Raw genomic sequence first — 13,182 nt, 5'->3', positions numbered from 1 at the left:
AGTGAAAGCAAAGACCAAGGCGTGGCCTTTACTCATCGTTCTTTATCTATCCATCCTGCTGTTCACCGGGAGCACTCTGTATTGCCTCGCACAAATACAGAATGCGACCCGGGTGATGGAGAAGTATACCTATGACGTCTCCTGGGCCCTGATGCAGTTGCAACTGGAGTTGGGGCGCTTCCTCAACTCCGTCGAGATTTACCATTATGGTGGTATCGATCACGATACCCTGATGTTGCGCTACGACATCCTCTGGAGCCGCACCCCCATCCTGCTCAGCGGCCAGCTGCGTCAGAGCATGAAGGACAAGCAGAAGACTCTGCGGCTTGTGCAGTTGATCGAAAGCAATATCCGCGAGATGGAGCCCAACATCACCAACCTGAAGTCGGGAACGCCGGATTATCAGCAGATCATGATGCGGCTGTCGCCTCTGCAGGAACCACTCTCCTATTCCCTCGCCTCCGTGATGCAGAAGAACATCAATGTCTATTCGGGCAATGACAAGCGCTTCGGCCAGTTGCGCAATGCCCTGCTGTTCATGGTATCCGGGCTGGTGTTGTCGGTGATGCTGCTGAGCGGTCTGCTGATCCGCGAGGCGCGCCGCCATTTCAGAGTGGCACGGATAGATCCCCTGACCGGGCTCTCCAATCGTCTGGCCCTGCTTGAGAAGATGGAATCCTACGCCAGCAAGGAGACGCCGTTTGGTCTGGTACTGGTGGACATCAATGACTTTCGCGACATCAACAGCAAGTTCGGTTACAACACCGGTGACTTCCTGTTGCAGGAGCTAGCGAAACGGATGCGCGGCCTGTGTGAAAACGGTGAGTGGGTGGCCAGGCTTGGCGGTGACCAGTTCGCTATGATCCAGCGCGAGAGCAGTGATCTGCGTCAGGTGAGGGAGCTGGTAGCCCGTCTGCTGCACGCGCTCAAGCAGGACATCATCATCGACAACTATCCATTCCGGCTGGAGGTGGGCATCGGCATCGCCTTCTTCCCGATGGACAGTAAACAAGCCCAGGAACTGCTCAGCCGGGCCGAGCAGGCACTGTTCCACAGCCGCAAGACCCATGTGCCGTACGTCATCTACGACAGCTCGCTGCTCAATGAGACAGCGCGCCGCAAGCATCTGGCCAGCGACATGATCATGGCGCTGGAGCACAATGCGCTCGAGCTCTACTACCAGCCCATCGTCAACCTGGAAAGCGGCCGCTGCGAGGCGGTCGAGGCCCTGCTGCGCTGGCGTCACCCTGAGCTTGGTTTCATCCCGCCCAACGAGGTGATCCAGGTCGCCGAAGAGTTTCAGCTGGCCGAAAAGCTGGGTAGCTGGGTGCTGAACACCGCCTGTGAGCAGCTCTATCAATGGCAGCAGCTGGGCCTGGTGGATCTGCAGATGTGCGTGAACATCTCTCCCGGCATGTATCAGCGCAACCTGCTGAAGCTGGTGGCCAAGGCGCTGATGGACCACCATATCCCGGCTGCCAGCCTGGTGCTGGAAGTGACGGAAGACACCACCATGCGCGAGGTGAAAAACTCCCTGCAGCTGATGCAGGACCTCAACCAGCAAGGGGTACAGCTGGCGCTGGATGACTTCGGGACGGGCTACTCGTCCCTCAGTTATCTGCAGAAACTGCCGGTCAGCAAGGTGAAGATCGATCGCTCCTTCATTCAGGGGATCGATACCTCCATCGAAGCGTCCGAGCTGGTCGCCAACATCTGCCGGATGGGCTCCATGCTGGGCAAGAGTCTGGTGTGCGAAGGGATTGAAACCCAGGCCCAGCTCGACGTGCTGCGCACCTTGACCGACATCCATCTCTATGGTCAGGGTTATCTGTTCAGCCGTCCGGAGCAGGCGGAGAAGGTCTATCAGACCCTGCTGGAGATGGAAGAGGAGTGGCTGGAGCGGCGTCAACCCGACAAGGCGTATTTAATTTAGCCAAAGTGCTCATGTCTGGCCTAAGATGGCCGATAGTCTTAGGGCAGGAGGTACACCATGGATATATCTAGTTCTGCATCTGCGTCATTTGGTTCTGCATTGATGACGGCCAGCCTGGCCAAGAAACAGCAGACCCAAGAAGGTGAATCTGCATTGAAACTGCTGCAAACAGCGGCTCAATCAGCACCGGTTGCACCGACATCGGCCAACGCTTCTCTGGGAAGTAAAATCGATATTCGCGTCTGACCCTAACGAAAAAGCCCCCATCTCGTCGATGGGGGCTTTTTTTATACCTGTGTCACGTCCTGAATATGGTTTACACCTTCTTTCCCGAATAAATGGAGCTTCTGATGGGATAAGGTGTGAAACGAACACAGCTCGATTACTTGCTGACTTTTAAACTGGCGCTGGTCGAACAGATTGAAAAAGGCGAGCTCACCTACAAACAGGCACAGTCGCATTACGGCATTCAGGATCGCTCCACCGTTCTGGTATGGTTGCGTAAACATGGTCGGAAGGATTAGAACCAAGGGGCTTCTGTGCTAGCCGGCAGGAGTATCACCATGCCTGACCCCGACAACCTGACGCCTGAACAGCGTATCAAGGAGCTCGAGCAGCAGCTGGCGCAGATGAGCCAGAAGGCCCAGTTCTTTGAGGCAGTTGTCGATGTACTGAAGAATGACTACGGCGTTTCTATCGTAAAAAGCGACCCGGCAGATCCTCTCGCAGCAGCAAGCCAACAGGCTGACCATCGTCAGGGTTTGTAGTGGCCTAATCATCCCCGATGCGGCGCATCAAGCGGCTGAGTAACAAAAAGTTAGCTGAAAATGTATAAACCTCTTTCAGAACTATGCATGCAATAGAACTGGGTGAACCCCTTGTTTCCTTTCCGAGTTGACCTGGAATAGTAAGTCTTGAGATGAATAATTACTGACAGGCTTGAAGAGAGCATGGGCGCGAGCGGGGTCTCGCTTTTTTTAATCAAGTTCAGCCATCATCTGGCCGACATAGGATAAGAATACGGGTCGTGTTGGGATTCTGACCCTTCTATACTATGGCGAGACTCGGGCAACGGACGTAAGGGCTTTATATGGCGAGCATATTGGATTCGGTGGATCAGCGTACCCAGTTGGTAGGGGAGAACCGCCTGGAGCTGTTGATGTTCCGTTTGGGATCCCAGCAGCTGTTTGCGATCAACGTGTTCAAAGTACGGGAAGTAGTCAAGCTGCCTCACCTCAACAAGATGCCCGGTGCACACCACAACATCAGCGGGGTGGCCAACATCCGTGGCACCTCCATTCCGGTGATCAACCTGCGCAGCGCCATCGGCATGCGCCCCATGCCCATCGATGCCGAATCCAACCTCATCATCACCGAGTACAACCGCACCATTCAGGGCTTTCTGGTCGGCCAGGTGGCCAACATCGTCAACATGACCTGGAAGGACATACTGCCGCCACCGCGCTCGGCCGGGCGGGCGAACTACCTGACCGCCATCACCCGCATTCCGGAGGACGGTGTCGATCAGATTGTCGAGATCATCGACGTGGAGAAGGTGCTGGCCGAGATCATCACCTACGACATCCGCATCTCGGAAGAGGTGCTGGATCGGGATATCCTGCCGGAAATGCACGGCCGCAAGGTGCTCATCGTCGACGACTCCAGCACGGCCCGCAACCTGGTGCGCGAGACCCTCGGCCAGCTGGGACTGGAGGTGATCGAATGCCAGGATGGCCTGCAGGCGCTCAATCTGCTCAAGGGGTGGTGCGATGCGGGCAAGAAGGTGACCGACGAGATCCTGCTGATGATCACCGATGCCGAGATGCCGGAGATGGACGGCTACCGGCTGACCCACGAAATTCGCAGCGATGCTCGCATGTCCGATCTCTTCATCACCCTCAATACCTCTTTGAGCGGCAACTTCAACGAGGCCATGGTCAAGAAGGTGGGCTGCGATCGCTTCATCTCCAAGTTCCAGCCAGACTTGCTGGTCGGCGTGGCTCAGGAGCGGCTGCGCCAGATCCTGGAGCGCTGATTCAGGAGCAATAAAAAATCCCGCCAAGGCGGGATTTTTTATTGGGCCGTTAGACCCGGATGGCGGACGAGGCGCCATGGCGGGTTCATTGGGTCAGCAGCGGCTCGATGAAGCTGGCCACCCGGTCGCGGATCTGCGGCTGAGCGGCGGCGGTGGGGTGGATGCCATCGTTCATCATGAGTTCAGGGCGCAGCGCAATATCATCCATGAAGAAGGGCATTAGCGGCAGCTGATTGGCGCTGGCCAGTTCCGGGAAGATCTGCTCGAACTGGCGCAGGTAGCGGGCGCCGTAGTTGCGGGGCAGCTGGATCTGGGTCAGTACAGTGTTGATCTGCTGCGCTTTGGTCAGGGCCACCATCTTGGCCAGGTTGTCCCGGGTGATGGTCGGTGCAAACCCGCGTAGCCCATCGTTGCCACCCAGTTCGATCAGCACCCAGTCCGGTTGATGTTCCTTGAGCAGGGCGGGTAATCTAGCCAGCGCCCCTTGCGTAGTTTCACCACTGATGCTGGCATTGATAAGCTGATGTTTACCCCCCTGCTGCTGCCATTTCTGATTGAGCAGGGCAGGCCAGCTCTGCTCCGCCGGCATCTGATAACCCGCACTCAGGCTGTCGCCCAGCACCAGCAAGGTCTGGGCCTGCACCGATGACACCAGGCAGCACAAGGCAAACAGGAAACGCGTCATGAATTCAACTCCCATTATCAACGTCAAGGGCCTGGGCAAGACAGTGCGCCTGAGCCAGGAAAGCCTCACCATCCTTGAAGGGATCGACCTGCAAGTCAATAGCGGCGAAACGGTGGCGCTGGTCGGTGCCTCCGGCTCCGGCAAGTCCACCCTGCTGGGGCTACTGGCCGGGCTGGATCTGCCGAGCCAGGGGGATATCGAGATCCTCGGCCAGTCGCTGCTGCAACTGGACGAGGAGGGGCGTGCCCGGCTGCGGGCCGAGCAGGTGGGGTTCATCTTCCAGTCTTTCCTGCTGTTGCCCACCCTGAGTGCGCTGGAGAACGTCATGCTGCCAGCCGAGCTGCGCGGCGAGACCCGCTGCGAGCCGCGGGCCCGCGAGTTGCTGGCGGCGGTCGGCCTCAGTGAACGGCTGCACCATCTGCCACCGCGTCTCTCCGGCGGCGAGCAGCAGCGGGTGGCCATCGCCCGCGCCTTTATGACGAGACCCAGTCTGCTGCTGGCCGACGAGCCCACCGGCAACCTCGACAGCAAGACCGGGGAGCGGGTGATCGAGCTGCTGTTCGAGCTCAACCGCGAGCACGGCACCACGCTCGTGGTGGTGACCCATGATCACGACCTGGCCCGGCGTTGCCAGCGGCAGCTGGTGATGGCGGCGGGGCGACTGGAGGCGGATGCGTCAGCATCCGAAGACGCCTCTGCAGCAAGAGTCAGGGAGCTGTGATGAGTCAGTGGCGACTGGGATTGCGCCTGTTGCGGCGCGAAGGATTCAACGGCGAGCTGCGCTGGTTCGTGCTGGCGCTGGCGCTGAGTGTGGCCTGTGTACTGAGCGTGGCCTTGGTGGCTGATCGGCTGGATGCCGGGCTCAAAGCCTCGGGGCGAGACTTTATCGGTGCCGACCGGGCGCTGCGCTCGGCCACGCCGGCGCCGGCCGTCTGGCTCGAACAGGCGGCCAAAACGGGTCTGGCGGTGCAGACCACGGTCAGCTTCAACAGCATGCTGTTTCATGGGGATGCCCTGCAGCTGGCGTCCATCCGCGCCGTGCCTGAGGATTTCCCCTTCTACGGCAAACTGGAGTTGACCCCTCAGCGGGCACCGGCGCCTGGCGAGATCTGGCTCTCCGCCCGGGTGATGCAGCTGTTGGCGGCCAAGCCGGGGGATGAGCTGGAAGTGGGCAATACGGTGCTCAAGGTGGCGGGAGTGCTGGGTCAGGAGCCGGATCAGGGCTTCAGCCCCTTCCTGCTGGCGCCGAGGGCGTTGATCCACAGCGCCGATGTGGAGGCGACCGGTGCCCTGCTGCCGGGCAGCCGCCAGCAGTGGCGCTACCTGTTCAAGGGCACCCGCGAGCAGGTGGCCGAGTATGAACGCTGGCTCAAGCCCAGGCTCAAGGCGGGACAGAAGCTGATCAAGCCGGACGACCAGGGCTCCCAGGTTGGCCGCTCGCTGGCCAATGCCGAGCGCTTCTTCCGGCTCGCCTCCCTGGCCGGGGTGCTGTTGGGGGCGCTGGCCATGGGCATCGCGGTCCGTCACTTTGCCGAGCGCCAGACCAACATGGTGGCGCTGCTCAAGACGCTCGGCGCGTCGCGGCGCACGCTTTGGCAACTGATGGGCACCCTGCTGCTGTCGCTGACCCTGGCGGGCGCCCTGCTCGGTCTGGTGGCGGGCAGCGCCATGCAGTGGCTGACCCTGCATCTGCTGGGCAACCTGCTGCCGGCCGATCTGCCGCCGCCGTCGTGGCGCCCCTTTGCGCTGGGGCTGGCAGTGGCCTTCTTCATCACCCTGCTGCTGGCCTTCGTGCCCTTCCTGCGCCTGCTCAAGGTGCCGCCGCTGCGGGTGCTGCGCCGCGAGCTGGAGGCGGGGATCCCGCCCTGGCTGGCGCTGCCGGTGGCGCTGCTCGGCCTGTTTGGGCTGGTGTGGGGCTTCACCGCCGACGCGACCCTGGCGTTGGGGCTGATCGGCGGCATGGGTCTGTTGATGGGGCTGTTGGCAGTGATCGCCTCCCTGCTGCTGCGACTGGGGCGCCGGGTACAGGGGCCCCATGCGCTGCGGCTGGCCATCAGCCACCTCTCCCGCGAGCGGGGCAGTGGTCTGTTCCAGTTGGCGGGCTTTGCGCTGGCACTCATGCTGTTCGGTCTACTTTGGGCGGCGCGGGTCGACCTGCTCGGCGAGTTTTCGGCCCGGCTGCCGGCTGATGCCCCCAACCGCTTCCTGGTCAACGTGGCAGACGGGGAGCGGGAGGGGATCCTGGCCGATCTGCGCCAGGCGGGGGCCGTGACTTCGGACTTCTACCCCATGGTCCGTGGCCGGCTGGTCAGCATCGCCAGCGAGGCGGTGCGCGACACGGATGAAGATGGCCGCGAGGGGGTCAATCGCGAGCTCAACTTCACCACCACCGCCACCCTGCCGCCAGACAATACCCTGACCGCAGGACGCTGGCTGGATGGCCCCGGCCAGGTATCGGTAGACAAGGATCTGGCCAAGCGACTCGACATCGCGCTCGGCGACACCCTGGGCTTTACCATCGAGGGGCGCAGCTTCAAGGCGAAGGTGACCAGCCTGCGGGCCATCAAGTGGGACAACATGCGCCCCAACTTCTACATGATCTTCTCGCCGGACGTGCTGGCTCCCTTCTCCCAGACCTGGCTCGGCAGCTATCGTCTGCCGGAGCAGGGCCGGGTGGCCGAGGTGGAGCTGATCCGCCGGCACCCCACGGTGAGCCTGATCGATGTGGACGATTTGATCGTGCGGCTGACGGCGGTGTCGGATCAGGTGAGCCGGGCGCTGGGGCTGATGCTGGGGTTGGTGACGGTGGCGGCGCTGCTGGTGCTGCTGACCCAGACCCAGGCCAGCATGGCCCACCGGCGCCGGGAGCTGCTGCTGATGCGCACCCTGGGGGCCGGCAGCGAGCTGCTCAGGAAGATGCTGCGCTGGGAGCTGGTTGCCAGCGGCCTGTTGGCGGGGTTGTGCGCCGCCATGGTGGTCGAGCTCTGCTCCTTCGGCCTGCAGTGGTGGTGGTTCGAGGGGCAGTGGCAGTTCCACTGGGCCATCTGGGCCGGTCTGCCGCTGCTGGGGGCCGTGCTGGTGACATTGGCCGGGCAGGGCATGCAGCGCCAGCTGCTGGCGGGCACCCTGAGCGATCGGCTGCGGGGACTGGGGCAGGGCCTGCTCTGAGCACCAGATCCTGCGCGGATGCCGCGAGGCACAACAACAATCAGCCCGGCCAATGGCCGGGCTGATTGTTATCCGGTTGGCTGATGAGCCCGGTCAGCGGGGAGTGCTGAGCAGATTGGTAAGGGCCTGGGGCAGTTCCGGGTAGGTGAAGTGGAAGCCGGCCTGCTGCAGACGGGTCGGCAGCACCCTCTGGCCAGTGAGCAGCAGATCGGCCGCCTCGCCCATCAGCAGCTGCAACAGGGGGGCTGGCACGAAGAAGAGGTGCGGCCGGTGCAGGGTGCCGGCCAGAGTCTGGCTGAACTCGCGGTTGCTGACCGGCTGGGGCGCCGTGCCGTTGAAGAGGCCGTCGCACTCCTCGTGATCCAGCAGGAACAGGATGGCGCGCACCAGATCCTGAATGTGGATCCAGCTCATGATCTGGTTTCCCGTGCCCATGGGGCCGCCGAGGCCGAGGCGATAGGGAGGTAGCATCCTGGGCAGGGCGCCGCCGTCGGTGCCGAGCACCAGCCCGATGCGCACGATGCAGACCCGGGTGTGGGTGCCGCGGGCTTCGCGGGCCAGGGTTTCCCACTGCTGACAGAGCTGATGGGTGAATTCGTCGTGAGGGGTCTGGCACTGCTCGTCCAGCGGCGCATCGCCCTGGCGGCCATACCAGCCGATGGCGGAGGCGTTGATCAGCACCCTGGGCGGGGTGTCGGAGAGCTTGATGAGATCGACCAGCTGCTCGGTCAGCAGCCAGCGGCTGTCGCAGAGTTGCTGCTTGCGCCGCTCGCTCCAGCGGCCGGCGGCGATGGGTTCTCCCGCCAGGTTGATGACCGCATCCACGTCGTTGAGGTTGTCGAGCCGGTCCAGGGTATCGATCAGCTTGACGTCGTGGCCGAGCAGATCGTAGGCGCGGCTGCCCTGGCGGGTCAGCACCAGCACCTCGTGCGCCACCTTGAGGTGGGCCACCAGGCGGCGACCGATAAAGCCCGTCCCGCCTGTGATCAATATTTTCATATCCAGACTCCCTGACGCTGTTGGCTCTACTCTAGTGGGCCTGCGCAAGATGAACAAGCAACTGTTTTTGCAAAGATTATAATCGTCACTGCAGACGTGGGCGGCGCTCACCCAGAGTGTGAGCCGTCATGCCGCCTGCCCTGACGGGGCGCCTTGCCCTGTTGTCCAATGCATCAGAAGATGCTTGTCAGGAAAGGGGATAGGAGTAGACTCGTCCGCCTTTTCACCGTTGCAGCGAGGGGGATTATGCCGTTTCGTCGTTTGAGGTTGCGCCAGTTTTATACCCGGCTGGGGGCGGCACTGCTGACCGGCCTGCTGCCCCTGCTGCTCGGCGTGCTGATCGTCTCCTGGCAGACTTTTGCCGGCATGAAACAGGATGCCGAAGAGCGCCTGCTCCATGCTCGCAACATGCTGGAGCGCACCCTGGATCACGCTCACCAGGCGGCCGCCATGGTAGAGGGCAGCGTCGGGCGTCCCTGCGAGGAGGTGGTGCAGGGGCTGCGGGATCAGGTGGCCACCATACCGGACGTGCGCACCGTCAACCTGGCCAGGGGGGAAGTGGTTTACTGCACCTCGCTCTATGGCTCCTATCATGGCCCCTTCAAGCTGGCCGACTACGCCAACGGCCAGCTGGATCTGATGCGGGGCAACCCGGTGACCCCGGATCGGCCTCTGGTGGTCTATCGCCAGCCGGTGGGGGAGTACAGCGTGCTGGTCGGGGTCGACGGTTACTATCTGCACAACATCCTCGACATGCTCAGCCGCAACTCGCCGCTGACCCTGGTGATCGGGGCGCAGAGCATGCTGGCCAACGGCCAGATCCATGACGAGGTGCCGCCCGTGGTGCTGGGCTCGCTGGAGCAGGTCTCCGGCAAGTACCCGTTTCGGGTCGTCACCGAGCTCTCCTATGACGAGTACGGCAGCCACATCTGGACCTACTCCCGCGCCAGCCTCATCATCTATCCCCTGCTGGGGTTGGTGGTGGGCTGTCTGGTCTACTGGCTGACCGGCCGCTCGACCTCTCCCTCCCAGGAGCTGCGGCGGGCGCTGGATCAGCGGGAGTTCATCCCCTACCTGCAGCCGGTGGTGACCGGTGACGACGCCCACTGGAGCGGCTGCGAGGTGCTGATGCGCTGGCAGCATCCGCGCCAGGGCCTCATCTCGCCGGATCGCTTCATCCCGCTGGCCGAAGACAGCGGCCTCATCGTGCCCATGACCCGCCTGCTGATGGAGCAGGTGCGCGAACAGTTCGCAGGCCGAGTGCACAGCCTGCCCAGAGGGTTCCACTTCGGCTTCAACATCAGCGCCAGTCACTGCAAGGATCTGAGCCTGGTGGAGGATTGTCGCCAGTTCATCAACGCGTTTAGGGAGAACCCCGTCAAGCTGGTGCTGGAGCTGACCGAGCGGGAGCTGATCGTGGCGGACGAGACGACCGACCGGCTGTTTGCCGAGCTGCATCAGCTGGGCGTCTTCATCGCCATCGACGACTTTGGCACCGGCCACTCCAGCCTCACCTACCTGCAGCAGTTCCAGGTGGACTTTCTCAAGATCGATCAGAGCTTCGTCGGCATGATCGGCTCGGATGCCCTCTCCAGCCACATCGTCGAGAACGTCATCGATCTGGCGACCCGGCTCGGTCTGCAACTGGTGGCCGAAGGGGTGGAGAACGAGGTGCAGGCCGCCTATCTGCGGGCGCGTCAGGTGACCTTCCTGCAGGGTTATTTCTTTGGTCGGCCGATGCCGATGAAGGAGTTTGCCGCCCTGCTGGCGAAGGCCTGAGCCAGCCCGCCACCCATAAAAAACCAGCGACCTTGGTCGCTGGTTTTTTTCATCCCGAGGCCTGTCAGAGCATGCGGGCGAGGGCGCGGCACAGACGCTTGACCCCCTCCTCTATGGTGGCTTCATCCACGCAGGAGAAGCTCAGGCGCAGGGTGTTCTGGATCTCGGGGCGCACATAGAAAGGAGCGCCGGGTACGAAGGCCACCTTCTCCTTGATCGCCTCGTCAAACAGCGCCATGGCGCTGACGCTGGCGGGCAGGGTCAGCCAGAGGAACATGCCCCCTTCCGGTCGGGTATAGCTGACGCCGGGCGGGCAGTGACGGGCCAGGGCGGCCTCCATGGCGGCGCGCTGGCGGCCATAGACCTCCTTGATCTTCTCGAGGTGGGCGTCCAGCGAGTTGTCGATCAGGAAGCGGTGCAGCACCTGCTGGCTGAAGGCGTTGCTGTGCAGGTCGGTGGCCTGCTTGGCGATGGTGACCTTCTTGCGCAACCAGTCCGGCACCAGCATCCAGCCGAGGCGGAAGGCCGGGACGACGGTCTTGGAGAAGGAGCCGAGCAGCACGGTATTGTTCGGCGCCAGCTTGGCGATGGGGGGCAGGTGCTCGCCCTCGAAGCGCAGCTCGCCGTAGGGGTCGTCTTCCACCATCAGCAGCTCGTGGCGTACCAGCCGCTCGGCCAGCGCCTCGCGGTTGGCGCGGTTGTAGGAGACGCCGCTCGGGTTCTGGAAGTTGGGCACGCCGTAGAGCAGCTTGGCGTTGGAGCCACTGGCCAGCAGCGCATCCAGCGCCGCCAGATCCAGCCCCTCTTCACCCAGGGTGATGGGCTTGAAGGCAGGTTGATAGACGGAGAAGGCCTGGATGGCGCCAAGATAGCCAGGCTCCTCGATGATGAGGTCTTGTCCCTCGTCGATCAGCACCTTGCCCAGCAGATCCAGCGCCTGCTGGGAGCCGCTGGTGATGAGGATGTTGTCTGGATTGACCTGCATGCCGTGGCGGGCCAGATAGCGGTCGGCGATGTACTGGCGCAGCGGGGCGAAGCCCTCGGTGGCCGCATACTGCAGGGCCGCGGCGCCCTGCTCGCGCAGCACGTCCTGGCAGGCCTGCTCGATGGCCTTGACCGGGAACAGGTGCGGATTGGGCAGGCCGCCGGCGAAGGAGATGATCTCCGGATTGGCGGCAACTTTGAGGATCTCGCGGATGAAGGAAGGTTCTACCTTCTCGAAGCGCTGGGCAAAAAAGGGCTGCATAGGATTCTCTCTGGCGTGGTGAGCGGTCGCTCCATTCGACCGCCAAGTTATCCGTTTGTATCAGATTTAAAAAATGAGGCAATGGCTGTAACAAAAATCGATAAAAAAGGGCAGGTTTGGCACCTGCCCGAATTTTATCGGCCGGGGAAGGCCGCGAGGCGTAAAAGCCCCGGTTCAGCGGCGAGATGGCAGAGTTACAGCCCCGGCTCCCTGAGGAAGCGGAGCATCAGCTCGGTGTTGGCGCCGAGTTGCTGCTGTACCCGGCCCGGGAACAGCTCGGCCATCTTGTCGAGACGGTCATACTGGGTATGCCAGATCTTGCCCCACTGGGTTTCGCTGCCCCGATCGCAGGCGCTCTTGGTGGCCTCGTCGTAGCAGTCCCACAGCGCCGGATTGGTGGTCTGGGAGTAGCCGTCATAGCCATCTTCCCCGTTGATGGTGAAGTTGGTGGCCTCCACGTAGGCGACGGGCACCCCCAGACAGGCGAACGGCGCATGATCGGACCAGCCGCCGGTCTCCCCCTCAGGGTAGCCATCATAGCTGGGATGAATGGCAAACGGGGTGGCGGTCTGTTTGGAGATGGCCAGCAGGCGATCCCGCACCTTGGGATCGAAGCTGTAGCGGCTCGGGTCGGCACACTTGTACTTGGCCACGTTGGAGTGGGCCGAGTGAACGTAGACAAGGTCGCCCCCGGCGATGGTGTCGTAGTTCACCATGGCCAGCAGCTTGGCAACGGCGGCGCTGTCGAGGCTGGCGGCATAGGCCTTGGAGCCGTTGAGGCCGTTCTCCTCGGCGCCAAAGAAGGCGAAGCGTACCGTGTAGGGCAGGGTCTGCCCCTTGAGTGCTTCGGCGACCGCCAAGAGGGCTGCGACCCCGGCACCATTGTCGGTGGCCCCCTCGGAGCCCTGCTTGTCGCCGGTGCTGTCATAGTGGGCACCGATCAGGATCACCTTGTCGCTCTTGCCCTTGAGCTCGGCGACGAGGTTCTGGGAGGCCTTGCTGGTTCCGCTCTGGGTGTAGGTGAAGGGCTGGCGTTGCACCTCGTAGCCCCAGCCGGCCAGATGGTCCTGGATCCAGGCGGCGGCGCGGGTCTCGGCCTCGCTGCCGGTGGGTCTGGCGCCGATCCCCTCGGCGGTGGAGCTCAGCTGCACCAGGTATTCATAGGCCTGCTCGGCGGCGGAGGGGGCCTGTGAATCATTGCTGGAGGTGTTGCACCCGGCCAGCAGGGCTGTGATGGCAAACGCCAATGCTGTGTGTTTCATACTGCAATCCTTTGTTGTGTATGGTTTTATTTGCGCAGGTCAGGATGCGCCCGAGCCCCGGCAGATTCTGTGAAC

The 13,182-nt window shown here is 62.5% G+C and carries 10 protein-coding genes and 1 pseudogene; 7 read left to right on the top strand and 4 right to left on the bottom strand.

Features of this window, described 5'->3' with window-relative positions; genetic code table 11:
- Position 1: 1 nt before the first annotated feature.
- From I6L38_RS14905 to I6L38_RS14890, 4 genes and pseudogenes are all read left to right on the top strand, one after another.
- Positions 2–1,933, top strand: a complete 1,932-nt coding sequence (locus I6L38_RS14905) for a bifunctional diguanylate cyclase/phosphodiesterase (protein ID WP_017785684.1) — start codon at positions 2–4, stop codon at positions 1,931–1,933.
- A 57-nt stretch (positions 1,934–1,990) separates the two neighbouring features.
- Entirely contained in the window at positions 1,991–2,179 is a 189-nt protein-coding gene (locus I6L38_RS14900) for a hypothetical protein (RefSeq protein WP_080628999.1), read from the top strand.
- 116 nt (positions 2,180–2,295) lie between these two features.
- Positions 2,296–2,692: pseudogene (locus tag I6L38_RS14895) on the top strand (IS3 family transposase); the annotation flags it as partial.
- Between the two features lie 331 nt (positions 2,693–3,023).
- Positions 3,024–3,968, top strand: coding sequence for a chemotaxis protein CheV (locus I6L38_RS14890; protein WP_005297781.1), 945 nt, complete (start codon positions 3,024–3,026; stop codon positions 3,966–3,968).
- Between the two features lie 85 nt (positions 3,969–4,053).
- Here I6L38_RS14890 and I6L38_RS14885 read toward each other — a convergent pair whose 3' ends face one another.
- Positions 4,054–4,653, bottom strand: coding sequence for an arylesterase (locus I6L38_RS14885; RefSeq protein ID WP_126881207.1), 600 nt, complete (start codon positions 4,651–4,653; stop codon positions 4,054–4,056).
- On the opposite strand from I6L38_RS14885, the gene I6L38_RS14880 reads away from it, so the two are divergent.
- On the top strand, positions 4,652–5,374 hold the full coding sequence (locus I6L38_RS14880) for an ABC transporter ATP-binding protein (RefSeq protein ID WP_201881359.1): 723 nt from the start codon (positions 4,652–4,654) through the stop codon (positions 5,372–5,374). The two genes, I6L38_RS14885 and I6L38_RS14880, sit on opposite strands and share 2 nt — an antisense overlap.
- Entirely contained in the window at positions 5,374–7,821 is a 2,448-nt protein-coding gene (locus I6L38_RS14875; protein ID WP_054545482.1) for an ABC transporter permease, read from the top strand. Before I6L38_RS14880 ends, I6L38_RS14875 begins: the two co-directional genes overlap by 1 nt.
- Before the next feature lie 93 nt (positions 7,822–7,914).
- Here I6L38_RS14875 and I6L38_RS14870 read toward each other — a convergent pair whose 3' ends face one another.
- Positions 7,915–8,820, bottom strand: a complete 906-nt coding sequence (locus I6L38_RS14870; protein WP_216988681.1) for a TIGR01777 family oxidoreductase — start codon at positions 8,818–8,820, stop codon at positions 7,915–7,917.
- Positions 8,821–9,066: 246 nt separating this feature from the next.
- Here I6L38_RS14870 and I6L38_RS14865 point away from each other — a divergent pair, with 246 nt between their 5' ends.
- Entirely contained in the window at positions 9,067–10,599 is a 1,533-nt protein-coding gene (locus tag I6L38_RS14865; RefSeq protein ID WP_216988680.1) for a cyclic diguanylate phosphodiesterase, read from the top strand.
- A gap of 64 nt (positions 10,600–10,663) precedes the next feature.
- On the opposite strand, the gene I6L38_RS14860 is transcribed toward I6L38_RS14865, so the two are convergent.
- Together I6L38_RS14860 and I6L38_RS14855 are read right to left on the bottom strand one after the other, a co-directional pair.
- Positions 10,664–11,845, bottom strand: a complete 1,182-nt coding sequence (locus I6L38_RS14860) for a PLP-dependent aminotransferase family protein (RefSeq protein WP_017788332.1) — start codon at positions 11,843–11,845, stop codon at positions 10,664–10,666.
- Positions 11,846–12,039: 194 nt separating this feature from the next.
- Complete coding sequence (locus I6L38_RS14855) at positions 12,040–13,107, bottom strand: M28 family metallopeptidase (protein WP_017763961.1); 1,068 nt, start codon at positions 13,105–13,107, stop codon at positions 12,040–12,042.
- Positions 13,108–13,182 lie beyond the last annotated feature (75 nt).

It is taken from the genome of Aeromonas sp. FDAARGOS 1408, assembly GCF_019048665.1.
Lineage (GTDB): Bacteria > Pseudomonadota > Gammaproteobacteria > Enterobacterales > Aeromonadaceae > Aeromonas > Aeromonas dhakensis.
Note: the sequence above shows the minus strand (reverse complement) of the source record. Positions and strands in the feature narration are given on the sequence as shown.